General features: G+C 69.7%; 18 protein-coding genes and 1 pseudogene (1 of these 19 only partly in view). 14 read left to right on the forward strand and 5 right to left on the reverse strand.

The genetic code is table 11. The features are described 5' to 3' along the window. The 3 genes from FrCorBMG51_RS16280 to FrCorBMG51_RS16290 form a co-directional block, all read left to right on the forward strand. On the forward strand, nt 1–1,101 hold the 3' end of the coding sequence (locus FrCorBMG51_RS16280; RefSeq protein ID WP_047223933.1) for a lamin tail domain-containing protein. The gene continues 1,299 nt to the left of window position 1, outside the view; only the last 1,101 of its 2,400 coding nucleotides appear in the window; its start codon lies beyond the left edge, outside the window; its stop codon occupies nt 1,099–1,101. 37 nt (nt 1,102–1,138) lie between these two features. Then, on the forward strand, nt 1,139–1,531 hold the full coding sequence (locus tag FrCorBMG51_RS16285) for an NUDIX hydrolase (protein ID WP_235433634.1): 393 nt from the start codon (nt 1,139–1,141) through the stop codon (nt 1,529–1,531). Nucleotides 1,532–1,974: 443 nt separating this feature from the next. Beyond that, a complete protein-coding gene (locus FrCorBMG51_RS16290) occupies nt 1,975–3,168 on the forward strand; it encodes a nuclear transport factor 2 family protein (protein ID WP_047223909.1) in 1,194 nt (397 codons plus the stop codon). Nucleotides 3,169–3,195: 27 nt separating this feature from the next. Here the strand turns inward: FrCorBMG51_RS16290 and FrCorBMG51_RS31510 are convergent. From FrCorBMG51_RS31510 to FrCorBMG51_RS16300, 4 genes and pseudogenes are all read right to left on the reverse strand, one after another. Beyond that, nucleotides 3,196–3,383, reverse strand: a pseudogene (locus FrCorBMG51_RS31510) (IS982 family transposase); the annotation flags it as partial. A gap of 15 nt (nt 3,384–3,398) precedes the next feature. Next, nucleotides 3,399–3,557 carry a hypothetical protein gene (locus tag FrCorBMG51_RS28405; protein WP_157180533.1) on the reverse strand — a complete coding sequence of 53 codons (159 nt, stop codon included), beginning with the start codon at nt 3,555–3,557 and terminating at the stop codon, nt 3,399–3,401. A 283-nt stretch (nt 3,558–3,840) separates the two neighbouring features. After that, the gene (locus FrCorBMG51_RS16295; RefSeq protein ID WP_047223910.1) at nt 3,841–4,782 is read right to left on the reverse strand and encodes a ParA family protein; all 942 of its coding nucleotides are present in this window, start codon (nt 4,780–4,782) and stop codon (nt 3,841–3,843) included. Nucleotides 4,783–4,964: 182 nt separating this feature from the next. Further along, the gene (locus tag FrCorBMG51_RS16300) at nt 4,965–7,589 is read right to left on the reverse strand and encodes an ATP-binding cassette domain-containing protein (protein ID WP_047223911.1); all 2,625 of its coding nucleotides are present in this window, start codon (nt 7,587–7,589) and stop codon (nt 4,965–4,967) included. Nucleotides 7,590–8,243: 654 nt separating this feature from the next. Between FrCorBMG51_RS16300 and FrCorBMG51_RS16305 the strand changes: the two genes are divergently transcribed. Continuing rightward, nucleotides 8,244–9,278 (forward strand): hypothetical protein, encoded by a 1,035-nt coding sequence (locus tag FrCorBMG51_RS16305; protein ID WP_235433635.1) that lies wholly within the window; start codon nt 8,244–8,246, stop codon nt 9,276–9,278. Between the two features lie 154 nt (nt 9,279–9,432). Here FrCorBMG51_RS16305 and FrCorBMG51_RS16310 read toward each other — a convergent pair whose 3' ends face one another. Further along, nucleotides 9,433–9,987 (reverse strand): Uma2 family endonuclease, encoded by a 555-nt coding sequence (locus FrCorBMG51_RS16310; protein WP_200902469.1) that lies wholly within the window; start codon nt 9,985–9,987, stop codon nt 9,433–9,435. Nucleotides 9,988–10,502: 515 nt separating this feature from the next. Between FrCorBMG51_RS16310 and FrCorBMG51_RS34860 the strand changes: the two genes are divergently transcribed. From FrCorBMG51_RS34860 to FrCorBMG51_RS16350, 10 genes are all read left to right on the forward strand, one after another. Continuing rightward, the gene (locus FrCorBMG51_RS34860; RefSeq protein WP_476742184.1) at nt 10,503–12,128 is read left to right on the forward strand and encodes a TM0106 family RecB-like putative nuclease; all 1,626 of its coding nucleotides are present in this window, start codon (nt 10,503–10,505) and stop codon (nt 12,126–12,128) included. 100 nt (nt 12,129–12,228) lie between these two features. Beyond that, on the forward strand, nt 12,229–14,097 hold the full coding sequence (locus FrCorBMG51_RS34865) for an AAA domain-containing protein (RefSeq protein ID WP_235433637.1): 1,869 nt from the start codon (nt 12,229–12,231) through the stop codon (nt 14,095–14,097). A gap of 314 nt (nt 14,098–14,411) precedes the next feature. Continuing rightward, nucleotides 14,412–16,259 carry a hypothetical protein gene (locus tag FrCorBMG51_RS16320; RefSeq protein WP_235433638.1) on the forward strand — a complete coding sequence of 616 codons (1,848 nt, stop codon included), beginning with the start codon at nt 14,412–14,414 and terminating at the stop codon, nt 16,257–16,259. Between the two features lie 235 nt (nt 16,260–16,494). Then, on the forward strand, nt 16,495–16,947 hold the full coding sequence (locus tag FrCorBMG51_RS16325; protein ID WP_047223914.1) for an SRPBCC family protein: 453 nt from the start codon (nt 16,495–16,497) through the stop codon (nt 16,945–16,947). A gap of 72 nt (nt 16,948–17,019) precedes the next feature. Beyond that, nucleotides 17,020–18,744 carry an apolipoprotein N-acyltransferase gene (gene lnt / locus FrCorBMG51_RS16330; protein ID WP_047223915.1) on the forward strand — a complete coding sequence of 575 codons (1,725 nt, stop codon included), beginning with the start codon at nt 17,020–17,022 and terminating at the stop codon, nt 18,742–18,744. Further along, entirely contained in the window at nt 18,741–19,772 is a 1,032-nt protein-coding gene (locus FrCorBMG51_RS16335; RefSeq protein WP_175648395.1) for a 1-aminocyclopropane-1-carboxylate deaminase/D-cysteine desulfhydrase, read from the forward strand. Before lnt ends, FrCorBMG51_RS16335 begins: the two co-directional genes overlap by 4 nt. 342 nt (nt 19,773–20,114) lie before the next feature. Continuing rightward, nucleotides 20,115–21,461: a GMC family oxidoreductase N-terminal domain-containing protein gene (locus FrCorBMG51_RS16340; RefSeq protein ID WP_476742185.1), complete on the forward strand. Its 1,347-nt coding sequence runs from the start codon at nt 20,115–20,117 to the stop codon at nt 21,459–21,461. A 16-nt stretch (nt 21,462–21,477) separates the two neighbouring features. Next, a complete protein-coding gene (locus tag FrCorBMG51_RS29760; protein WP_235433639.1) occupies nt 21,478–21,771 on the forward strand; it encodes a GMC family oxidoreductase in 294 nt (97 codons plus the stop codon). Beyond that, entirely contained in the window at nt 21,768–22,460 is a 693-nt protein-coding gene (locus FrCorBMG51_RS16345) for a hypothetical protein (RefSeq protein ID WP_047223916.1), read from the forward strand. The genes FrCorBMG51_RS29760 and FrCorBMG51_RS16345 overlap by 4 nt, the downstream gene beginning before the upstream one ends. Continuing rightward, nucleotides 22,460–24,337, forward strand: coding sequence for a hypothetical protein (locus FrCorBMG51_RS16350; RefSeq protein WP_052914749.1), 1,878 nt, complete (start codon nt 22,460–22,462; stop codon nt 24,335–24,337). Before FrCorBMG51_RS16345 ends, FrCorBMG51_RS16350 begins: the two co-directional genes overlap by 1 nt. Nucleotides 24,338–24,631 lie beyond the last annotated feature (294 nt).

Raw genomic sequence — 24,631 nt, forward strand, 5'->3', positions numbered from 1 at the left:
GTCGGCTCCACACCCGCCGGGGTGAACGTGGGCGACCACCTCTCTGGCCCGGCGGTCGGCGTCCTCGACCACTCCTTCGGCAACTTCAAACTGCTGCTGACCAGCGCGATCAGCCGAGTGGCGGGCGGGCTCGCCCCGGAGAGCACCGGCGGGCCGGGCGCCGGGCAGATCTCGGTCGCCACGTTCAACGTGGAGAACCTCGACCCGTCCGACCCACAGAGCAAGTTCGACGGGCTGGCGCACCAGATCGTGACCAACCTGGCCGCGCCGGGGATCATCACCGTCGAGGAGGTCCAGGACAACGACGGGGCGACCAACAGCTCGGTGGTGGCCGCCGACCAGACCTGGACCAGGCTGATCAGCGCGATCGGTGCCGCGGGCGGGCCGACCTACACCTACCAGCAGATCAACCCGGTGGACGATCAGGACGGCGGCGAGCCCGGCGGCAACATCCGCGTCGGCTTCCTCTTCCGCACCGACATCGGGCTCACCTTCGCCCCCGGCACACCCGGCGGCTCCACCACCGCGGTGGCCGTCTCCGACAGCGGCAACCCCGCCGACCGGGTCAGCCTCAGCGTCAACCCCGGCCGGATCGACCCGGCCAACTCGGCCTTCAACGCCAGCCGCAAACCGCTGGTCGGCAAGTTCTCCTTCAACTCGAAGCCACTGTTCGTGATCGCCAACCACTGGAACTCCAAGGGCGGTGACGACCCGCTATTCGGCCGCTACCAGCCACCGACCCTCACCAGCGAGGCGCAGCGCAACCAGCAGGCGACGGTGGTGCGGAACTTCGTCCAGTCGATCCTGGCGATCGACAGCCAGGCACGGATCGTGGTGGCCGGCGACCTGAACGACTTCCCCTACTCGGCGCCGGTGCAGACCCTGACCAGCGCCGGCCTGACCGACCTACCGGCCACCCTGGCCGACGCCGAACGCTACACCTACGTCTACGACGGAAACTCGCAGGTCCTCGACCACATCCTGCTCTCCGCCGCGCTGGCCGGCGCCGAGCACAGCTACGACGTGGTCCACGTGAACTCCGAGTTCGCCACCCAACAAAGCGACCACGACCCCCAGGTAGCCCGGCTCACCCTGCCCTGAGTTTCCGCACCCCAGCGTTTCTCCGCAGCAGGACCTGGTGCCGGTCACCGTACATGGCGGCCGGCACCCTCCGGGTCAGCACCACGACCGAGCGCTCGGCGCCTGGCTCCTGCCCGGCGGCCATCTGGAGATCTCGGACGAGACCCTGTTGGACGCGGCGCTGCGCGAACTCGCCGAGGAAACCGGCATCCCCACCGACACCGTCACATCAGCCGACGATCGGCCGATCCACATCGACGTTCACCCCATCCCCGCCAACGACGCCAAGGGCGAGCCGGAGCACCGGCACATCGACTTCCGGTTCCTCTTCCACGCCACTACCGGCACTGGCCAGCTTCAGACCGAGGAGGCCACCGACGCGACCTGGCGCAACATCGACAGTCTCGGCGACGCAACAATGCGGCAGCGCATCGCCGAAGCCCTTCGCTGATGCCCGGCCGCCCGTCCTGGCGCACGCAGCCCCGGACGTGCGCGGGGGCGGGCCTTCGTCACCGTCGCCGAGAGCCAGACAAGGCGGACGTCCCGGAACTCACGAGATCACGGCGCCTGCGAAGTCACAGCGCCTGCTACAGCCGCTCGAACTCCCCGGCCCTCGCGCCGCCCAGGAAGGCATCCCACTCACGCGGTCGCGCGTCCTCGACACCGCGTGCGACAATCGCACGTCGGAAATGCCCTCTCGACCCGGCGGGCGGAAGCCCGGAGAGCTCTCGTTCCCCCAGTTCAAAGGGCGTTTTCGCGTTCAGGAACCCCAACGGGCAAGCATAAACAGCGGTGCATCCGGGTTACCGTCCCGCCCGCACTCCCTTGCGCTCGGCAGTGACGCGAGTTAGATTGAGCCCGTTTTCACGACAACGACACGGGGAGTGATGTGGCGTGAATCTGGAATACGCGCAGGCATGGCTGGACGCCTTCTTCACCAGCGGGGAGGCCACCCGGGACTTCTACGCTCCCGACGGCATCTTCACCGATCCGGTCCTCGACCAGCACATCAACGGCCACGAGAAGATGATGCGCCTCTTCCCACTGTGGTCGATGCGGAACGTTTTCGGCACTCACAAGTTCATCGCCACGAGCTATCTCGGAAACGAGAAGCTCGGCGTATTTCCCTGGGTGTGGCAGGCGAATTTCAACGACAACTTCTTAGGGATGCCGACCGACGGGGTGACGCCCTACATCGAGGGCATCACCGTGCAGGTCTACAACGAAGACGGCAAGGTGACACGGGACTGGACCTACTGGGACGCCCTCCAGTGCATCAGGCAACTTCCATACCCGATCAAGAACCCGCCGGCGACGCCACACCTGTGGCGGGACGGCTGGGATCAGGCAACCGACCCGATGACGGCCCCTCGGCCCTGCCCGCCGGCGCTGGACAAGCTGGAGTGGTCGCCGGGGCCGTACGCGAAGGACCTGCTGGACCAGTTGCGTGTGGTTCCCGAGGGGGCCGAGTCGGTGGCCCGCATGGACCTCGTCGACACAAAGGCCCAGCCCTGGCTTGACGCCTTCTTCATCAGCGGCGAGGCCACCCGGGACTTCTACGCCAAGGACGGCATCTTCGAGGACCCGATCCTGGACCAGCACATCGTCGGCCACGACCGGATGATGAAACTGTTCCCGCTGTGGTCGAGGCGGGACCTCTTCGGTACCCACAAGTTCATCGCCACCGACTACCTGGGCGGCGAACGCCTCGGAGTGTTCAACTGGGTGTGGCAGGCCAACTTTCAGGGCGACCTGTTCCTGGGCATACCCACTGGCGGGGTGAAGCCATTCATCGACGGGATTACCATCCAGGTCTACAACGACGAGGGCCTGGTGGAACGCGACTGGACGTTCTGGGACGGGATACAGCTCATCAAGCAGCTGCCCTTCCCCATCACCGCTCCTCCCCAGACCCCGCACCTGTGGCGGGACGACTACAACCCGGCGACGGACGACCTCACCTCGCCCCGGCCGATCCCCGAGGAGCTGCAGAAGCAGAACTGGTCCCCCGGGCCGTACGACCAGGGGCTCATCGACGCGCTGCGGGCCAAGCTGGCGGCCGACCACCCGTCGGTGACGAGCCTCTAGACGAGTAGGTTCGAACGGTTGGGTCGGTCAGTGGCCGTAGGCGATCAGTGATCGGGTGACGGGCGCGGCGGTCTTGTTGTTGTGCCAGATCGCCGCGGCCATCTCCAGTAGCCGCTGGCGACCCGGATCGCGACGCCCTCGAAGGTCCGGCCGCCGTGTTGTTCCAGGTCAGGCTGCCCTTTGAGGGTGTCGTTGACCGACTCGACCAGGTGTCGGCGCGCGCCCACACCTCACCCTGCCGCACGCCGCAGGTCCTCCAGCCTGGCGTACTCGGCCGCCAGGTAGTCCGGGGTGACGCCCAGGGCGGCGTTGCGCTGCTGTTGGCGGGCGAACCGGACGGTCCAGATCGACTCGGCCAGCATCTTGTCCACCCACGCCGACAGCGTCATCCCGGCGGACACGGCCGGCGGAGAGATGTTTCGTAGTGTTTCGTCATAAAGTTTCATTGAATTTAAGAATGATGCGGATGAAGCACCCGTAGCGGCTGATTCCGGGGCTGTCGAGGCAGGACGAACGATCCGGGGTCGCGCCGACGCCCGACAGGCCTGTCGTGGACGTCGTGGACATCGGGGGCGTCGTGGCCGGCCAGGCGCGCCTGGTTCGCGGGCAGCTACCGCGGTTGGCGTGATCGGGCGTGATCGGGTATGTGTCCGTTGCGCTCGTGGGCATGTCCTACGAAGGCACGTCCCGCAACCCCGAAGAAGGCGACCCCGAAGAAGGCGGCGAAGAGGGCCGCGATGACGGGACAGTGTCCTCGACGGCGGCTATGAACTCGGTCGCGAGGGAGGCCAGGGCGTCGTAGTGCCGGTGGTAGCCGTACCGCTGCCGCAGGGTGCCCCAGTCGTTGAACTCCGCCGCCTCCGCGATCTCCGTCGAATCCGGGATCCTGGAGCTGAACACGCGCAGGCCGGTCTCCTTCCCGGAGCGGGCCAGATAGTCGGCCGTCTGCCGGTGCAGCGAGACGTTCGCCCGGTATTTGCTGACGACCAGGCCGACGGCGGGGATGTCCCGGCCCACACTCGTGGCGAACGCCTGGATCCTGGCCCGTATATGCGGAATGCCGTACGTGGACATGACGTCCGGGATCGTCGGGACGATATAGCCGTGCGAGATCCGCAGCCCGTTCAGGGTGAGCGCGCTCAGGTTCGGCGGGCAGTCCACGAGGATGTAGTCGTAGTCGTCGGCGACCTTCTCGATCTGCCGGTGCAGCAGTTCCACCGGGTTGTGGCCGCCGGTGGCGGGCGGTCCGGCAGGCGACAGCAGCCTGTCCTGGATGTCGATGAGGTCCAGCGAGGAGGCCAGCAGGTCGACCTGGGTGACGCTGCCCACCGGGGAGACGTCCCGCTGCAACGCCTGGTGGATGTCGAAGAGGCCGCCGGCCGGGCCCGGGTCCACCGCGTCCCGGAAGAGCGCCGCGAGTGTCTGGCCGGAGTCGTTGAGCTCCTGCCAGCGCACTTCGCCGATCATGAAGACGGTCAGGTTCGTCTGCGGGTCCAGATCAATGATCAACACTCGCTTGCTGTGTTCCCCGGCCAGGATCTCCGCCAGCGCCGCGGTGATCGTCGTCTTGCCGACGCCTCCCTTGAGGTTGATCGTCGAGATGATGCGCGTCAACGTCGTTCCCCCGCCTACCCTCACCGGCGCGGGGCCGCCGCGGTGAGATCCGACCAGATGAACCGCCACGATAGCGCGCGCCTCTGATCATGATGACGGCCCGGGACGTGCTGATGAACCCACATCCGTACCACCGCCTCTCCGGTCACACGGGGAGCCTTCCCGATCGCGGATCCGTCACCTCAGGATGACGGATCCGCGATCGTCCTGCGCCGACTCACCTTCGGCTCGATCCGGCGGATCATGTACGCGGTCAGTACCAGCGCGACGACACCCACCCCCACCCCGGCGAGGACGTCGAGGAGCCAGGTGGATCCGCTGTGCTCCCACAGCGGATCCGGCGGATCGCCCCGGGGCCCGACGCGGCCGAGCTTGGCGACATCGTTGAGGTCGGCGGTCGAGCCCAGCGCGGCAAAGCCCCAGCGGGCCGGCGCGATCCAGCTCACCTGTTCCAGCACCGGCCGTCCCACCGCCGACACCAGGCCCCCGGAGAGCACGAGCTGGGCCATGGTGACGAGCACGAGTACGGGCATGGTCTTGTCGGCGTTGTCCACCAGCGTCGACACCAGCAGCCCGATCATCATCGATGACAGCGCCGCCACGACCACCGCGATCAGACACTCCCCGAGGGGCGAGCCGAGTAGTACCGCATTGGCCGGCAGGCGCCCGAGTAAACCGATCAGGGTGAACACCACGCACTGACAGGTGGTGATCGCGGTCAGAACCACGATCTTCGAGCCGAGGTAGGCGGTACGCGACAGGCCGATCGTGCGCTCCCGCCGGTAGATCGGCCGCTCCTTGACGATCTCGCGCACGGAGTTCGCCATTCCCATGAAGCACGCACACAGCACGAGCACGACCAGCACCTTGGTCGCGTCCGGATTGGGCTCCGGCAACGCCGCCAGACCGTCCTTCGCCGGGATGACCCTTGGGATGATCCCGAGCAGGAACGGGAACGCGATGATCAGCCGCAGGTAGGAGCGGTCCGCGAACACGACCCGCAGATACCGCCTGACCAGCGTCGACAACTGCGCCATCACCGGCTGCTGGCGGATGCCGGGCAGCAGCGCCGGCGGGCGGCGCACGACCGGCGCGACAACGGCGGACGGGACGTAGTACTCGGACGCGCGGAAGCGGGCCGCGAGCACGTCGCCCGGGGTCGCCTCCAGCTCCCGGAAGACGGCCACGAACTCCTTGAAGTCCTTCTTGCCGAAGAAGCGCAGCGCACCTTCGCTCGGACCGAAGTAGGCCACATGGCCGCCGGGAGCGAGCACCAGCAGGTAGTCACACAGATCAAGGAACAAAACGCTGTGAGTGACCACAATCACCGTGCGACCCTCGCCCGCGCTGCTGGCACCACCGCCCGCGGCGCCGGCTGTGCCGTCACTGCCACGGGCGAGCCCGTGCAGCGCCTCCATCACCGACTGGTCGTTCGCCGGGTCGAGGCCGGAGGTGGGCTCGTCCAGGAACAGCAGGGTCGGACGGGTCAGCAGCTCAAGAGCGACACTGGTTCGCTTGCGCTGCCCGCCCGACAGCCGGCTCACCGGCGTGCCGGCATGGTCACGCAGCCCGAGCTGGGCGATGACCTCCCGGACCCGGCTGCGCCGCTCCTCCACCGTCGTGTCCGCGGGGAAGCGCAGCTCGGCGCCGTACTCCAGAGCCTGGCGGACGGTGAGCTGACCGTGCAGCGGATCGGCCTGCGGGACGTAGCCGATCCGACGACGCAGCTCGTCGTACTCGGCGTAGAGATCCCGACCGGCGTAGCGGACCACACCGGCATCTGCCGGGCGGAACCCGGTGAGCGCGTTGAGTAACGTCGACTTGCCCGCGCCGCTCGGACCGACCACACCGAGCAGCGACCGGGCCGGCAGCCGGAACGTGACGTCGTGCATGAGCTGCTTGGGACCGGCCCACACCGACAGGCTCTTCACCTCGAAGGTGACGTCGCCGCTGTCGACGTACTCGACCAGCGTGCCGCCGTCGAGCTGGAACAGGTGGTGCCCGATCGCAATGACGTCACGCTGCGCCACGAACGCCCGGACCACCCGCTGGCCATTGACGAACGTGCCGTTGGCCGACCCCAGGTCGACGACCTCGACGGCAATGCCGGCGGCGCCGGCGGCACCGTCCCCGCCCGCACCGTTACCGTTCCCAGCGACGATGCTGCCGTCGGCCCTGCTGCCATCAGCACCGCTACCGCCCACGCCGCCGACCCGACGCTGAGGGCCGACTCGGAGCTGGGCATGGTGTCGAGAGGCCAGTAAGTCGTCCACGACCACGTCGTTGTCCTGGGAGCGGCCCAGCATCATCCGCCCGGGACGCAGCCGGTGGACCCTACGGTCGTGGCCCACCACCTGATGTTGCAACGTCGACACGTCGTCGTCGGCTGCACCGGCCCGGACCACCCGTCTGGGCTGCGGGCCGGGGGGGTCACCGGCGCCGGCCAGTGCGGTCAGCGGGTCGCCGGGCTGCTCCGTGCGGCCCGGCGGCTCCGGGCGGGAATCGGAGCGTGGGACAAAAACGATCTCTGGTCCGTCCACGGCGCCGAGCCGAATCCGGACCTGCCCACCACGCGTGGTGACGTTGACGTTGCCCACCCGCCTGCCATCACACCACAGGCCGTTGGCGCTGGTGTCGCGTACCAGCCAGCCGTCGGCACCCGACTCCAGGATCAGATGCCGGCGGGACACGCGCCGGTCGACAACGACGACGTCGGCCTGACGCGCCCGCCCGACCACGTACGGTCCACCAGCCGCAAGGACAACCTGACCGTCCGGGGTGTTGACCTGCAGCGCGGTCCCATCCACCTGCGTATCTCCCCCCGTGGCCGGAGGTTGGTGGCCACCGGGCCAGTCGCTACCGGCGTCCTTCGCCGGAGCGATCATAACTGCCGCATCCGGACGGAATCGGGGGTTTCGACCGAGCGGACCGGCTGACAGCAACACGACCGACGACACTATGACAGACAGTACAATCTACGACACAATGAGTGGTGCAATCGATGCTCCGGCGGCTCGGTAGATGGCCGCGACCAGCGGCACGGACGGCGAGACGGTCGGATATCCGACATCGGATGCCAGCTGCCGGATGCCGGATGCCGTGCGTCGACGCCGGGTCCTCCCTGCCGTGTCGCCACCAGCCGGGTGGGAGCCTCCGTTCGTCGATGACGAACGATGCCGTCGGCGCCGGGTCCATGCCGTTGCGCTTCCGTGTCGTCACCTTCGCTGTCGTCACCTTCACTCGAGCGACGATCTCCGCCCCGGAGATCATTCGATGCCGCAACATGTACGCTGTCCCCGTCCGGGGGAAAACTTCAGGAGAACTACGGAGCGGCCCCCTTGTCCGTGCTGAAACGGTTTCACGTTCTGACGGCCGGAATTATCTTCTGTACGACACTGGTCGGACTGGCCGTGTGGTCGCTGCCGGACATAACAGGCCGCCCGCCGGCACGACAGCCGGCAGTGACGTCCACCACCGCCAGCACCGCCCCCACTTCCGTCCCCACACCCGCCCCCACCGGCACCGGCGCGGCTACGACAGGCGCGTCCGACACCGTGGAAAAAACCGGCGACACGGCTGCCGGCGCGGCCAGACCACCCGGTTTCGGCCAGGCCGGCAAGCTCGTGTTCGGCCTCGGCCCCTCCCTCGACAGCGACTCGACCTCACCCGTCGCCGACCAGCTGGGAATGTTCACGACCTGGTACAACAGTCCCAATGATTTCGGTTTTCTTACCAACTGGTCGAAGGACCTGATTCCGCAGGTCTACGCCGGTGGACGCGCGATTCACCTCGTCGTGTGGCTCGGCGGGGCGGGCAGGGTCGCCACCGTACAGACCAGGTACGGGCCGGCCTGCGGGCGGGACTACCCCCTGTCGTCGTCGTTCCTCAGCGACACCCGCCGGCTCGCCCAGATATTCGGCGGCGAGGCGGACGGGCCGCCGCTGTACGTCACGCTGTTCACCGAGCTGCAGACCTACCCGTGCAAGGCCAACACCTGGGCCGCCACCCCGGAGGTGACGAACTACTACCTGAAACTCAAGGACCAGTACACCGCCGCGATGGGCATATTCCACTCGATAGCGCCGAATGCCCGGGTCTCCCTCGGCTGGGGCGGCTGGCAGGCCCGCTGGGACGACCCCGGGAAAGGCGGCGGGAAATCATTGATCGGACATTTCGACGACGTACTGCGGCAGTCGGACTTCCAGAGCTTCCAGGCGATGGACTCGAAGAACAACGTCGACGACATCCGTGACATGACCCGAATTCTCGGGAAATACGGCCCGGTCATGGTCGCGCACTACAAACCCGACGACGGCTCGGCGGACACCTGGAACAACGACCTGCGGGCGGTTTTCACCGACGACTACATACGACAGGTCACCGGCGCCGGCCTGTTCGCGTTCAGTCTGATGGACAACAAACACCTGACCGCCGACACCGAATCCCTGCGGCTCGTCCGCGACGCCGCCACCCGCTACGGCACCCGAACCGGTTAGCACACCGTCGCGCAAGCCTCCGCCGCCAGCCGGCCGCTGAAACACGATTCAGACATATCGAGATCAGAATCAGCCCGCATGATGCCGATGTCTGCCGCCGCGACCTGCCCGCCCTACCAGGCGGTCGGCGGCGCCACCGATCGTCAGATCAGCGTCAGAGCCGGCCGAGGTCGAGCTTCACGGGGAAGGGTGCCGTGGTGTCGAGTACGCCGACGAACACCTCCGCGTTCCGGTAGGTCCTGGTCGCCGGGTCAAGGACGTGGGTGTACACCAGCGGAGCACCGGTGGCGGACCCCTCGATCCGCCAGTGGTAGGCGATGCCGGCCCTGGCGTACTGATCCGCCTTCACGATCCTGTCCGTGGTCTCCGAACCCGGCGAGACGATCTCCACGATCAGCAACACGTGCTCCGGACGGGTGGGCGTGACATCGATCGTGTCCGCCCGGTACACCACGACATCCGGACGCCGATTGGTCAGCGGCACGTCCTGCAGCCGGACATCGAAGTCCGTATCGGCGTTCCAGTCCGCCCCGCCGGCCGTGTCCAGGGCGTTCGCGATGATGCGGGCCAGCCGGCTGTGCCGCTTGGAGGCGCTGGGGCTTACAACGATCATTCCGTCCACGATCTCGATGCCCGCGCACTGCTCCTCGGACCAGGAGTCGTACCGCTCCGCCGTGATCTGTTCGTGCATCCATGCGGGAGCGACCATCTCCGCAGCCATGGCACACCTCCTGCGAACCCGCGCGGCAGACCTGGCTGTGTCCGATGCCGTGCCGTGTCCGATGCCGGATGCTGCCGCGATCAAGCATACCGTGAGTTCCCAGCGGTCCCCGTGATACGACCGGGGACGCTTTTCTGTTGCCTGCGAGCAACCCGGGATCCGGGGCGGGATGATGGCCGCGGCGCTTTCCACGGGCCCGGCGAGTGAATCCGGGAACGGGGACCCGGGTGATGTGGGGGAGCATGCAGCGGTTCGAGGACCGGTGGGTGGTGTCGGCGAGCGACGTCGTCGACGCGCTCGAGTGCGGGCATCGACTCGCGCTGGCGCACGCCCACGCGGCCGGGGTACCGCTGGACGACGCCAGCACCGGCGAGCCGATCACGGCCGGNNNCGAGCCGATCACGGCCGGTGAAGCGGACGAACTGCTGGTCCGCCACGGTGACGCGCACGAGCGGCGGTGGCTCGCGCATCTCGTCGGCCTCTTCGGCACCGACGCCGTCGCGATGATCGAACGCCCCGAGAGCGGCCTGGCCGCGCTGGAGGCGGCCCGGGAGCAGACCCGTGCCGCCGTCGCCGCCGGGGCCGCCGTCATCTACCAGGCGGTGCTCTTCGACGGCTCCTACCAGGGACGGCCCGACTTTCTGATCGCCACGCACCTCGACCCGGTCACCGGCGCGCGCACCGGCAAGGCCACGCCCGGCCGTTACGAACCGTACGACGCCAAGCTCGCCCGGCACGCCCGCCCCGCGGCCGTGGTGCAGCTGGCCTCCTACGCCCGGGCGCTGCCGACGATCGGGGTGGCCGCCGCGCGCCGCATCCACCTGCTACTCGGCGACGGCCGGCTGGAGTCGCTGCGGGTCGAGGACGTCGCACCCATGGTCGACCACGCCCGGGGCAGGCTGGCCGCGCAGCTCGCGCGCCCGCCCGCGGCCCCCCGGCCGTCCTGGGGCGATCCCCGGCCCGCCTGCGGGGCCTGCGCGTTCACCGCCCACTGCGAGCGGGGCCGGGAGGCCGCCCGCGACCTGTCGCTGGTCGCCGGCCTGCGCACGGACCAGCGGCGCAAGCTGCGGGCCGCCGGTATCACCTCGGTCGAGGACCTTGCCGCCGCGGACGACGAACGGCGTCCCGCCTCGATGGCGGCGGCGACGTTCGCCGGGCTGCGGCTACAGGCGCAGCTACAGATCATCCAGGACGCGACCCGCACCGACGACGACCGGACCGGCACCGTGACCGTCCGGGTGGTCGCGCCGGACGGGCTCGCGTCCCTGCCCACGCCGGATCCCGGCGACATCTACTTCGACATGGAAGGGGATCCGTACGCGCTGGACAACGCCGGTCTGGAGTACCTCTTCGGTGCCGTCACCCTCGACACAACCGCCGTCGACACAACCGCTGTCGACACAGATGCTGTCGGTACAGATGCCGTCGGCACAGCCGCCGACAGCGGCGACGACACGGGCCGCCCCGGCCACGGCCCGGCGGCGGGCTTCACCACCGACGCCGTGGAGGTCTTCCACCCGTTCTGGGCGCACGACCGCGCCGAGGAGAAGCGTACGTTCGAGCGGTTCGTCGACTGGGTGTTGCGCCGACTCGCGGACCATCCCCGAGCGCACATATACCACTACGCACCGTACGAGCCGAATGCGCTCAAACGGCTCGCGGCCAGACACGGCACCCGCGAACGGCAGGTGGACGCCCTGCTCGCCGGGCACCGGCTGGTGGACCTGTACACGGTCGTCCGACGCAGCCTGAAGATCTCCCAACGCTCGTACTCGATCAAGTATCTGGAGCCGCTGTACCTGCCGGGGGCGCGCGGCGCCGAGGTCAAGACCGCCGTCGACAGCATCGTCGCCTACGAGAACGTCCTGGCCCACCGCGCGGCCGGCGAGCAGGTGGCCGCCGAGCACATCCTCGACGAGATCGCCGAGTACAACCGGGTCGACTGCGTGTCCACCCACCGTCTGCACCGCTGGCTGCTCGACCTGCGCGCGGCCGAAGGGATCATGCCCGCGCCGACGGCGGACGCCGGGGAGACGACCGCCGACACGCTGCCGGATCCCACCGACGCGACCGTCGACGCCCTGGTCGCCGGTCTGCCCGAGGACCCGGCGACCTGGAGCGACGACTAGCGGGCACAGGCCCTGCTGGCGGCTGCCGTCGGCTACCACCGGCGGGAGAACAAGCCCNTGGTGGGAGTTCTTCGCCTGGCTCACCGCCGACCGGGCCGCGTTGGAGGCCGACGACGGCTGCGCCGTCCCGCTGGAGTGGACCGTCGTCGAGGGCTGGAGCGCCCCCACCGGACGGCAGAAGAAGGCCCGGCGCGGCCTGCTCGCCTCGCTCGATCCCGACCGTACCCATCCGTTCACCACCGGCGAGCGGGTCCGGCTGCTCTACCCGGACACCGTCGGTGACGGTGGCACTGCCGGGACTTTCAGTGACGATGACGTCGCCGTCCGCACCCGTGATGCCGAGATCGAACGGAGCGAGCCCGACCGGCTGCTCGTCCGGGAGATCGCGGCACCGGAGGACAACAGCGCCGAGCCACCGCTGGCGGTGCTGCCCGGCCCACCAGTGCGCCCGGAGCCCAAACCGGCCGCGATCGCCGAACTCGCCCAGACGGTGGCCGCCGTCCTGCCCGCCCCGCATCCGGTGCCCGCCCCGCGGCAGGCCGAGCCGGAGCCGCCGGACGGACCGAAGCTGCCGGACGGACCGAAGCTGCCGGACGGAGCTGCCATGGACCTGCTGCGCCGGCGCCCGCCGCGGCTGGTCGGCCGGCCCGCCGGGCGTGCCGGACTGCCGGATCCGGCCGAGCACGGCGGGGATCTGATCGCCACCGTGCTCGCCGCCGTCGACGCCCTGGACAACTCCTACCTCGCGGTCCAGGGGCCGCCGGGTGCCGGCAAGACCTACCTGGCCGGCAGGCTGATCCGCCACCTGGTCGGGGCGGGGCACACCGTCGGAGTGTGCTCGACCAGCCACAAGGCGATCGAGAACACCATGCTCGCCGCGATCGGCCCCGCCGCCGTGGTAACCACGGACGATCCGGTGTCCGCGGACGGTGCGGCGACCGCCAGCCGGGGTGTCGCCGCGGCGAAGAAACTGCGATCCGGCCGGAAACCCGACCCGGACACGCCGTGGGACACCCCGCGCGACATCCGGGTGCTGGCGTCCTGGCGGGCCGCGCACCCGGACGGGCACCTCGTCGGCGACACCGCCTGGGCGTTCGCCAACCCGACGCTGCGCGCGGAACCGTTCGACGTGATGATCATCGATGAGGCGGGGCAGTTCGCGCTCGCCGACACCCTGGCCGTGGCCGGCGCCGCGCGCAACCTCGTGCTGCTCGGCGACCCGCAGCAGCTCCCACAGGTCGTCGCGGGCATCCACCCGGACGGCGCGGACGCCTCCGCCCTGTCCCACCTGCTCGGCGAAGAAGAGATCATCCCGGCCGAGTTCGGCTACTTCCTGGACCTGACCCGGCGGATGCACCCACAGGTGTGCGCGCCGGTGTCGGCGCTGGCCTACCAGGGACGCCTGCGCGCGCACCCGGTCGCCGCCGGCCGCCGCGTCGACGGTGTGGCAGCCGGCCTGTACCTGCACGACGTGGTCCACCATGGCAACACCACCCGGTCCGATCCGGAGGTGGACGCCGTCCGTGACCTGCTCACGGGCATCCTCGGCCGGCGCTTCGTCGACGGCGCGGCCGAGCGCGTCCTGCGCGCCGACGACGTGCTGGTGGTCGCCCCGTACAACCGGCAGGTACGCGCGATCGAGCACGCGCTGGGCAAGGCCGGCATCCACGGGATCCGGGTCGCCACGGTGGACCGCTTCCAGGGGCAGGAAGCGCCGGTGGCGATCATGTCGCTGACGACGTCCAGCGCGGCCGACGCCCCGCGCGGGCTGGACTTCCTGCTCTCACGCAACCGGATGAACGTCGCGCTCTCCCGGGCGCAGGTGCTCGCGGTCCTGGTGATGTCACCAGCGCTGCTGGACGCCGCTCCCCGGACAGTGGACGAGCTGCGCCTGCTCGCGGGTCTGGTACGGCTGCGGGCCGATGCCCGGACCGACCTCACCGACCAGGTGGCCGCACCGGTCGGGTGACGATACCGGTCAGGTGATCACACCGGCCGGACGACCAGCCCCGTCAGCCCTGGCCGGACCTGTCGTGTTTGTCGAGTGGCCGCGCAGGCCAGGCGGTCGGGCCGGCTGAGCGGTCGCGCCGGCCAGATGCCCGGCCCGCGCGGGCGACACGCCGAGCGGTGGGATGTAGCGCAATCAAACATCCCATTACCACACAAGTTATCGTTTTTCGGTAACAGATCCGCCGTATCCGCTGTATCAGCAGTGACGTAAGCTCCTGCCGGTCCGATGCGTTACGGGACGTCCACCTGGATCGCTCGCATCGACTCGAGGAGATGCCCGTGACCACCACCGACATCGGCGCCGGCGTCCGGTCCGCCCGCGGCGGCGCCGGCTCGACGCCGACCCCGGGGCTGGATCCGGGGCCGCGCGATGTCGAGCCCCGCGGCCCGGGGCCGGGATCGCTGCCGCCGCGGGCGCGCCCGACGCGGTCACGGCGGTGGCCGGCCGCGCTGACCGTCCTCGTCGCGTTCTGCGGGTTGTCCGTGCTGCTCTTCCGCGACGGCTGGACCGATCTGGGCGGGACGGTCTACGGCGGCGGTGACGCCGTGTTGTTCTCCTGGTACCTGGGGTGGACGCCGTACGCGCTCACGCACGGGCTGAACCCCTTTGTCACGCAGTTCCTGAACGTGCCGGACGGCGTCAACATCATGTGGAGCACCGGCGTGCCGCTGCTCGGCGTGCTGGCCGCGCCGATCACGATGCTCGCCGGCCCGCTGGTGACCTTCCACGTGCTCACGACGCTGGCGCCGGCACTGTCGGGCTGGGCGATGTTCCTGGCGGTGCGCCGCTGGACGGCCGCGCTGCCCGCCGCCGTCGCCGGGCTGCTCTACGGCTTCGGCCCGTACCTGATCGGCGCTTCCTACGGGCACCTGCACCTGTCGTTCGTGCCCTTCCCGCCGATCCTGCTGCTGCTCATGGACGACCTGTTCGTCCGGCAGCGCAACATCCGGCGGACAGGCGTCCTGCTCGGGGTGGCCGTGGCCGCCCAGGCGCTGATCAGCGAGGAGGTGCTGGCGACCTCGGCGGTGGTCGCCGTCATCGCCATCGCCATCCTGTGCCTGCAGTACCGCGACCAGGTCCGCGCCCGCGCGGGCGCGGCCATCCGCGGGCTCGCCATCTGCACCGGTGTCGCCACGGCGGCGCTGGCCTGGCCGCTGGCCACCCAGTTCTTCGGCCCGCAACGGGTGCACGGCTCGATCCAGCCGCCGGACGTCGCCGTCTCCGACCTGCTTACGTTCGTCACACCCACACCCCTGCAGGCGTTCGGGCCGGACTTCGCCGTCCGGGAGAGCCTGACGTTCACCGGCAACGCGGTGGAGGTCAGCGGCTATCTCGGCCTGCCCCTGCTGGCTCTGCTGCTGTTCATCGCGGTGCGGTTGCGGCACAACCGGCTGGTGGCCCTGTGCGCGCCGTTGGCGGTTGCCGCCGCGGTCCTCTCGCTCGGCCCGCATCTGCATGTCGGCGGGCACAACACGGGTATCCCACTGCCGTGGCGCGTGTTGGAGCTGGGGCCGGTGCTGCACAACGCGCTGCCGTCCCGGCTGTCGCTCTACGTCGCGCTCGCGGCCAGCATCATGATCGCCATATGGCTGGACCAGGCACAGCCACCTCGTATCCGCGCTGTCACCGTCGGTGTGTCCGTCGCCGCCCTGGTGCCGCTGGTGCCGGCGTCCCTGCTCGCCTTCTCGCCGGCCACCCCCGCGTTCTTCACCGGCTCGCAGGTGAGCAACGCCCTGCCGGAGGGATCGACCGCGCTCGTCGTGCCCTACCCGTATCCGCAGCAGAACGTGGCGATGCTCTGGCAGGCTCAGGCGAAATTCCGATTCGCCATACCCGGTTGCTACTGTACGGTTCCCGACCGTAACGGACGTTCCAGCTTCCACCCGGAGCCGGACCCGCTCAACTCGGCCCTCATCGCGGTCGCGACCGGCGCCAGCACCGCTGACGACGCGCTGCGGCAGCCCGGGCTGCGGGCCACCTTCGACCGCTTCGACCTCGACGCGGTCATCCTCGGCCCGAGCGACCATCGCGACGAACTGGTGAAACTGCTGACCGAGTTGGCCGGCGGCACTGGCCGCCACGTCGACGGTGTGGATCTGTGGCTGCTCGACACACCCTGACACCGCGACGTCCTGGCACCACGATGCCATAACGTCGCAATGTCTTAACGTCGCGGGGCCATAACGCCGAATGTGCCTGGCGGGACGCGGGTAGGCCGTCTCCGATGGATGTTGGTGGTTACGGGTGGCCGTCTCGGCGCCGTCCGCACGATCGGACGTCCGTCGGAGGCGGCCTGAGCCAGGACAAGACCGAGGCCGGCTGTCCGCGCTGTTTACGACCATGAATGGAGATCGGATGGCAGAGATCAAGGTGACCGTGGCCCGGGTCGTGACGGCCGAGCCCACCGCCGTCATCGAAGCGCTCGGCGACTACAAGGGCATCCGGGCCGAAACCTGGCCAGAAACGATCACGGACTACGAGGTGCTGGAGGGCGGCACCGGCGCCGGCACCCGGATCCGCTACAAGCTGCACGCGACCCGCAGCCGCGTCCGCACCGTCGAGGCGGTCGTCTCCGCGCCCGAGCCCGACCGCACCCTGGTCGAAGCCGACCAGAACTCCACCCTGCGGACCGTGTGGACGGTGCAGCCGGTCAGCTCGGGCACGACCCGGGTGTCGGTGGAGACGAGCTGGGCCGGCGCGAGCGGCGTCGGTGGATTCTTCGAACGGACCTTCGCACCGATCGGTATCCGCAAGCTGTACAACGGCGTCCTCGACAAGCTCACCCCCCGCCTGACACCCTCCGCCTGAGCTGATCAACACAACCGGCCCACATGCTGCGCTGCTTTGCGCGGGTGCTCGAAGTGGTCGCAGCATCGCAACATGGACGGCGGGAAGCGCCCGGGCGGGACAACCGGTCGCCGGCTGCCGGCCCGCGGGCTCGCCGGGCTGGCGGGAGCGATCCCGGCGTTCGCCTTCCCTGCACCAGGGATATGGGTACTCGGCTTCGTCGGGCTCGTACCGCTCATGCTGGTCGTCCGCACCGCGTCGACCAGGCGGGAGGCGGCCGTACGGGCCTGGTGGGGCGGCACCGGATTCTTCCTGGCGGCCTGTTACTGGCTGGCTCCGAACACCGGACCGTTCCTGCTCGTACTCGCCGCGATACTGGGCGCAACCTGGACGCTGTGGGGTGTGACGGTGTGGGCGGCGCTGCGCGAGTCTCCGTCAGCCCGCAGGCTCGCGTGGGCGCTGCTGGTCGTGCCGTCGGCCTGGGTGGCCGGCGAATTTCTCCGATCATGGCAGGGGCTCGGCGGCCCGTGGGCACTGCTGGGCGCAAGCCAGTGGAACAGCCGGCCGGTGCTGGCGCTCGCCTCGCTCGGCGGAGTGTGGCTGCTCAGCTTCGTGCTGGCCGCCGTCGGGCTGGCGCTGGCCGCGGTCGGGATCCCAGGCGCGCCGGCCGGCAGACGGATCATCGCGGGCCTGGCGGCGGTCGGCGTCGTCACCCTCGCCGTCAGCGGCGCGGCGGTACTGAGGCCCACTCCCCCGGCAACCGGGACGCTGCGTCTCGGCGGCGCCCAGCCGGGCGTCGTCCACGCCGTGGAACCCCGGTTCGCCGCGAGCGAAGCCGCCACCCGGCGTCTCGCGGGCAGCGGTGTCGACCTGGTCGTCTGGGGTGAGAGCAGCGTCGGCTTCGACCTCGCCGACGATCCCGCCCACCTGGCCCGGATCGAGGCGGCGGCCCGCGCGGTCGGCGCCGACATCCTGGTCAACACCGACGCCCGCCGAACCGGAACCCTCGGCACACCGAACGATCTGTCGGGTGCACATGGTTCACCGACCTCACCGACCTCACCGACCTCACCGGCCTCACCGGCCTCACCGGGTTCACCGGGCTCCGCCGAAGGGCCGACCCGCGACGGCGGCGGCCCGGAGCGGGCACGTCCACCTGGTTCGCCAGGCCCACGAGAGCGGTCGGAGGCGCCTGGTGACGGGATCTACAAGACAGCGGTCCTCATCGGCCTGGACGGACCGCGCGGCCGCTACGACAAGATGCGCCTGGTGCCGTTCGGCGAGTACATCCCGCTGCGGTCAGTATTCGGCTGGATGTCATCGGTGACCGACGCGGCCGCGGAGAACCGCCGGACGGGTCATCAGCTCACCGTCATGCAGGCGGCGGGCGTGCGCTTCGGGACGTTGATCTGTTTCGAGTCGGCCTTTCCCGACCTGGGACGCCGGCTTGCCCGGATGGGCGCAGAAGTGATCATCGTGCAGTCGGCGACGTCGACCTTCCAGGGCAGTTGGGCGCCCGCGCAGCACGCGAGCCTCGCCGCGCTGCGCGCCGTCGAGTCGGGACGCCCGGTGGTGCACGCCACGCTCACCGGTGTCTCCGCCGTCTTCGACGCGTCCGGCCGCGAACTCGTCCGTCTCGACACCCACGAACGCGGCCCCTACCGCGCCGACATACCGCTCGCGGCCAGACAGACTCTCTACGATCGCTTCGGCAACTGGGTCCCGACCGTTTCACTCGTCATCCTGTCCACCGCCGGCATCACCGCCGCCCTGCACGCCACATGGCGGTCACGACGTTCGCAGGGAGCGTCGACATGAACATGCAGTCTCCGGGTCCGGAGGCTCCGGACCCGGAGGCCGAGCACTCTCGAATTCCACGCCTCGAAGCCCTGCACTCTGAGACCCTGTCACCAATAGCCCTGCGTCCGGGGGTGGTGCGGCTTCCCTCGCCGGTCGAGGAGCTGGATGACGAGCGGTTCGCCCGGCACGGGGTCCGGGTGCTGCTCAAGCGTGACGACCTCGTCAGCCCCGTGCTACCGGGCAACAAGTGGCGCAAGCTGAAATACAATCTGGTGGACGCGGCGGCGTCCGGGAAATCGACGATCCTGACTTTCGGCGGGGCGTTCTCCAATCATGTCCGGGCGACGGCCGCCGCCGGGGCGCTTTTCGGTTTCACCACCATCGGCGTGATCCGCGGCGAGGAACACCTGCCGCTGAACTGGTCGCTGTCGGCCGCCGCCGCCCACGGCATGCGGCTGACCTACCTGGACAGGTCGACGTACCGCCGGAAACACGAACCGGACGTGCTCGCCGACCTGCGGGCGCGTTTCGGTGACTTCTTCCTGCTGCCGGAAGGCGGCAGCAACCCGGCCGGTGTCCGCGGCTGCGCCGAAATCCTGGCCGAGATCCTGGACGAGGTCGAGTCACCCTTCGACATCGCCGCCTGCGGCTGCGGCTCGGGCGGCACCCTGGCCGGTATCGCGGCGAGCCTGCGCCCCGGCCAGCGGGCCATCGGATTCTCCGCGCTCAAAGGCGGCCGGTTCCTCCAGGACGTCGTCGGTGACCTCCAACGTGCCACTTTCGGCCACGCCACCGACAACTGGCGGATCGAATGCGATTTCCACTTCGGCGGTTTCGCGCGCCGCCCACCGGATCTCCAGCGGTTCATCGACGACTTCGCCGAACGCCACAGCATCGCCCTCGAGCCGGTGTACGTCGCGAAAATGATGTACGGCCTGCTCGAGCTGACCCGCCGCGGCACGATAACCCCCGGCAGCACCGTCCTGGCCGTCATCACCGGCCCGGACGAGCACCCGAGAGCGGCCAGCCATCCGGTGCGGGCCTGATCCCGCGCCGGTTCCCAACTTTTCGCGGGCGCGACGGCGACACCCGTCCACGAACACACCGGTAGCCGACGCCGGAAACAACCACCGCCGCGGTCCGAAGCGTGCACCCGGACCCAGGGCAGGTCAGGAGTGGGTTGATGAAGCCAGGCCACGCGTCGCGGGGACCGGTGTCGGACTGTGGACAGCGACCCGCCCTGTTTTGGTTGCGGCTGGGCGTGGTTCACTCGTCACGCCCGTGAGTGGGGTGTTTCCAGTCGGCGAGCCGCGGGCGGGCCTGGGGGACAGGTGGGCAGGAGCGAGCACGCGGACGTCGTGGTTGTCGGTTCGGGATTCGGTGGGGCGGTGACCGCCTACCGTTTCGCCGAGGCGGGCCACAGCGTTGTCCTGCTTGAGCGGGGGAAGGCGTATCCACCGGGGTCGTTCGCCCGCTCGCCGACCGAGATCGCGGCGAACTTCTGGGACCCGAGCCAGGGCCGGCACGGCCTTTTCGACGTCTGGTCCTTCGCCGACTTCGAGGCGGTCGTCTCCAGCGGGCTGGGTGGCGGCTCGCTCATCTATGCCAACGTCATGCTCCGCAAGGACGAGAAGTGGTTCGTCCGCGACGCGCCCGCCGGCGAGGGCTACGAGAGCTGGCCGATCAGCCGAGCCGACCTGGAACCGCACTACGCGGCCGTCGAAAAGACGATAGGTGTGCAGCGCTTCCCCAAGGGGCAGCCGCGCTATCAGGTCTCCCGCCGCACCGAGGTGCTGGAGCAGGCCGGTGAACGGCTCGGATACACCGCCGAGCAGCCGCCGTTGGCGGTCACGTTCGGTGTCGGCGGCGACGCGCCGGTACCGGGGGCACCCATCGGTGAGCCGGCCTACGGCAACATCCACGGTCGGCCGCGGATCACCTGTGTGCTGTGCGGCGAGTGCGACCTCGGCTGCAACTACGGCAGCAAGAACACCCTGGACCACACCTATCTTTCGGCCGCGGTACACCACGGCGCGGACCTGCGCGTCCACCACGAGGCCCGTTCGATCACCCCAGGGGACGGCGGCGGGTACACCGTCGGATACGTGGTACACACCCCCGGCGATGTCGTCGCCACCTCCGCGCTCCCCCAGCGGACGATCACCTGTGATCGTCTCGTCCTTGCCGCCGGCACGCTCGGCACCACCTACCTGCTGCTTCGCAACCGCGCCGCGTTACCCGGCATCTCCCGGATGCTCGGGCGACGCTTCAGCGGCAACGGCGACCTGCTCGGCTTCGTCAGCGGGGTGCCAGGCCCGGCCCTGGGCAGCGCGCACGCCCCGGTCATCACGACCGCCGTCCGCGTCCCCGACGCCGTCGACAGCCACGGCGGCCACGCCGGCGGCCGCGGCGGCCCCGGCGCCGAGCGCGGCTGCTACATCGAGGACGCCGGCTACCCCGGTTTCGCCGAATGGCTCGTCGAGGCGGCCAATCTGGACAACGAGGCGTCCCGGATCGTCCGCACCGTCTACGAGCTGATCCGTTCCCGTCGTCGCTGCCGGTGGCGAGCCAGGTGNCGGCGCGCTGGTCGGCCGGCTGCTCGGCCCGGGAGAGGCGTCCGCCGGCGCGATGCCCCTGCTGGGTATGGGGCGCGACATTCCCACCGGAAAAATTTCGGTACGCGACGACTATCTGCAGATCGAGAACTATCCGGCGGACAGCCAGCCGTACTTTGAACGCCTGGACAGGCTTATGGAGGACCTAGCCGAGGAAATGGGCGGCAAATACCACCGGAATCCGCTGACCCTGCTGTCCCGGGTCATCACCGTGCATCCTCTCGGCGGCGCCTCCATGGGCACCGACATCGCCACCGGCGTCATCGACGAATGGGGCGAGGTGTTCAACCACCCCGGCCTGTACGTCGCCGACGGCGCCGCCCTGCCCGGACCGGTCGGGGCGAACCCGTCGCTGACCATCGCAGCCTTCGCCGACCGGCTCGCCGAACATGCCGTGGATGCCGGCCCCGTCCTGGAGACACAGCCATGACCCCTCCCACCAGCCTGCGGTTCACCGAGAAGATGAAGGGTTTCCTCACCCTCGACGAAACCGATCCCCAACGCGGATACGACCAGGGCAGGGAGGACGGGACCGCGCTGTCCTTCCGCCTGACCATCCACACCGAGAACGTGGACGCCTTCGCCACCGACCGGCTGCGGGAGGCCACCGCCAGCGGATACGTCCGCTGCGACGTATTGGGCGGCAAACGCCCGGTGGGCAACGGTGTCTTCAACCTCTTCGTCGGCGACACCCCCGGGCACCGGCGGATGCTCTACCGGCTGCCGTTCAGCGACGCGGCCGGGCACCCGCTGACGCTCAGCGGGTTCAAGGATGTCCACGACGATCCCGGATTCGACCTGTGGCGGGACACCTCGACGCTCTACACCCGCATTTTCGCCGGCCATGTGGACGCCGCCGGCGAATCCACCGCCCGGATCGTCGGCGCCGGCATCGTCACCATCCACATCCCCGACTTCCTGTGGCAGCTCACGACGTTCCGGACGTCCGGTCCGGCCGGGGGCACGGCGGGCCTGGTGAAGTTCGGCCGGCTGTTCCTCGGCGATCTCTGGGAGGTCTACGGCCGTTCCCTCGGACGCGGGGACGACGAGGAGGACACGGACGAGAAGGACGCGTGGGACGGAGACGACCCGCGGGACGGCCAGGATGGCGGGATCTGATGTCCGGTACCCCGCCCAGGCCCGCCGACGACGGCGAGCAGGCGCTCGGTTTCGTACGGGCGTCGATGTCCCGCTGGCTGTCACCCACCCTGCTACTCGGCACCGCCGTCCGTGTCGGTATCAGCGAGGTGCTCGGCTCCTACGCCGACAAGCGGGAGGCGATGGCCGCGCTGCCGGCCACCCCCGCGACCGACCTGTCGGACCAGGACGAGCTGTGGTTCGACTATGTCAGCGACCTCGGCGACGGCTTCGACTCGACGTACACGGTGGCCTCGCTGCTCGCCGCGCCAGGCCTGCAGCTGGCCGCTTCACCGACCCCGCGGGGCCAGCTGCTGGTGATGGGCGGCGACCAGTGCTATCCGACGCCGAGCATCACCGGCTACGAGAACAAACTGATCGGCCCCTACCGGGCGGCGCTGCCCACCGTGGCACCGCCCGCCGCGGCGTCGCCCATCGCGCCGCCCGGGCCCGACGGGCAGCCGGCCCAGTCGGCCCGGTCGGCCCGGTCGGCCCAGCCGAAGCTGTTCGTCGTTCCCGGCAACCACGACTGGTACGACGGGCTCACCGCCTTCACGCGGGTGTTCTGCCAGCGCTCCACCATCGGCGGCTGGCGTACCGAGCAGACCCGCAGTTACTTCGCGGTGAAACTGCCGCACCGGTGGTGGCTGCTCGGCATCGACATCCAGTTCGACTCCTACATCGACGACCCGCAGCGCCGGTACTTCCTCGACGTCGCCGAGCAGATGCGGCCCGGCGACGCGGTGATCCTGTGCTCGGCGAAACCGAGCTGGGTCAGCACGGGCGAGGGCAACGCCGAGGCGTTCGCCGTCCTCGACTACTTCGAACGCACCGTGATCCGCAAGGCCGGTGCGCAGGTACGGGTCTCTCTCGCCGGTGACCTGCACCACTATGCGCGCTACCGCCAGGTCGACGGTGACACGCAGAAGTTCACCGCCGGCGGTGGCGGAGCCTATCTGTCCGCCACCCACCACCTGCCACAGCATCTGGTGCTGCCGTCACCGGCGTCGCGGGCGCCGAGCAGGACCGACCCGCCGGCGCACTACCAGCTCGAGACGAGTTTCCCGGACGCGCGCACCTCTCGCCGACTGGCCGCCGGCATCGTCCGCCTGCCGGCGTTCGCGCCGGGGCTGGCGGGCCTGCTCGGTGGTATCCACCTGCTGCTGGCGCTGGTGATCGGCGCCACCGCCAGCGCGGGCAGGCCAAGGGCCACCGGACGCCTCGACGCCATCGCCGACGGGCTGCGCGATGCCGGCACCGGCGACCTGTTCGCCGGCCTGGTCGACAACGTGCCAGGGCTGGCGCTGAGCCTGGGTGTCCTGGGCGTCGGGGTGGCCCTGACCAAGAGCGGCCGGACGGCCCGGGGGCTGGCGGTCGGAGCCGCGCACGGGCTGGCCCAGCTCCTGCTGGCGGTCGCCCTGCTGGCTGCCGTGGTGACGGTGGTCGACCCGTTGCCGAACACCTGGTTGCTGGCCGGTGTGCTGCCGCTGGTGACCGTGCTCGGCGGGCTCGCCGCCATCGAACTGCTCGCCGGCTATCTCTGGCTCGCCGACCGGTTCGCGGGCCTGAACACCAATGAGCTGTTCGCCGCGCAGGGGATCGCCGACTACAAGAACCTCCTGCGGCTGCATATCGGCCCGGACGGATCGCTGACCATCTACCCGGTCGGGATCCGCAGGGTGCCGAAACGCTGGCGTTTCACCCCGCACGCGGCGTCGGGCGCACCCTGGTTCACCCCCGTGGACCGCCAGGTGGAGCCATTCCTCATCGAACCCCCGGTCAGCATTGCCCACGGCGGCCCGCCGGCCGTCCCGTCCCAGCACGCTCGCGGCGACGACGTCGAACCGACCAACTCGTAACGCGGACGAGGACACCATACGCACCGAATGGTCGTTCGCGGGCGTCGCCAGAAAGAGCGACCAGGAGTAACCGCCGGCGGGCCGTCACGACAGTCCCGGTCGAGTCGATTCGACGAACACATGGTGAGAAATACCGTAGGATGTCAAAGTGATGGCGCATTCGACCTTTGCATCGGGCGCCCCCGCGTCGGACGGCAGCTGGGGGCCGGACGTAGATATTCGCTCCGACCGGCCCACGCCAACCCGGATGTACGACTACTACCTCGGTGGTAAGGACCAATGCCGCTAAGATAA

Source organism: Protofrankia coriariae (assembly GCF_001017755.1).
Lineage (GTDB): Bacteria > Actinomycetota > Actinomycetes > Frankiales > Frankiaceae > Protofrankia > Protofrankia coriariae.

Bases quoted from the DNA above. Each gene is read 5' to 3' on its own strand.
- FrCorBMG51_RS34860 (WP_476742184.1), top strand. From the start codon at position 10,503: ATGATCGAACGCCCCGAGAGCGGCCTGGCCGCGCTGGAGGCGGCCCGG.
- lnt (WP_047223915.1), top strand. From the start codon at position 17,020: ATGGACGGCGGGAAGCGCCCGGGCGGGACAACCGGTCGCCGGCTGCCG.
- FrCorBMG51_RS29760 (WP_235433639.1), top strand. From the start codon at position 21,478: ATGGAGGACCTAGCCGAGGAAATGGGCGGCAAATACCACCGGAATCCG.
- FrCorBMG51_RS16325 (WP_047223914.1), top strand. From the start codon at position 16,495: ATGGCAGAGATCAAGGTGACCGTGGCCCGGGTCGTGACGGCCGAGCCC.
- FrCorBMG51_RS28405 (WP_157180533.1), bottom strand. From the start codon at position 3,557: ATGACGCTGTCGGCGTGGGTGGACAAGATGCTGGCCGAGTCGATCTGG.
- FrCorBMG51_RS16320 (WP_235433638.1), top strand. From the start codon at position 14,412: ATGCCCGTGACCACCACCGACATCGGCGCCGGCGTCCGGTCCGCCCGC.
- FrCorBMG51_RS16310 (WP_200902469.1), bottom strand. From the start codon at position 9,987: ATGGTCGCTCCCGCATGGATGCACGAACAGATCACGGCGGAGCGGTAC.
- FrCorBMG51_RS16335 (WP_175648395.1), top strand. From the start codon at position 18,741: ATGAACATGCAGTCTCCGGGTCCGGAGGCTCCGGACCCGGAGGCCGAG.
- FrCorBMG51_RS16350 (WP_052914749.1), top strand. From the start codon at position 22,460: ATGTCCGGTACCCCGCCCAGGCCCGCCGACGACGGCGAGCAGGCGCTC.
- FrCorBMG51_RS16345 (WP_047223916.1), top strand. From the start codon at position 21,768: ATGACCCCTCCCACCAGCCTGCGGTTCACCGAGAAGATGAAGGGTTTC.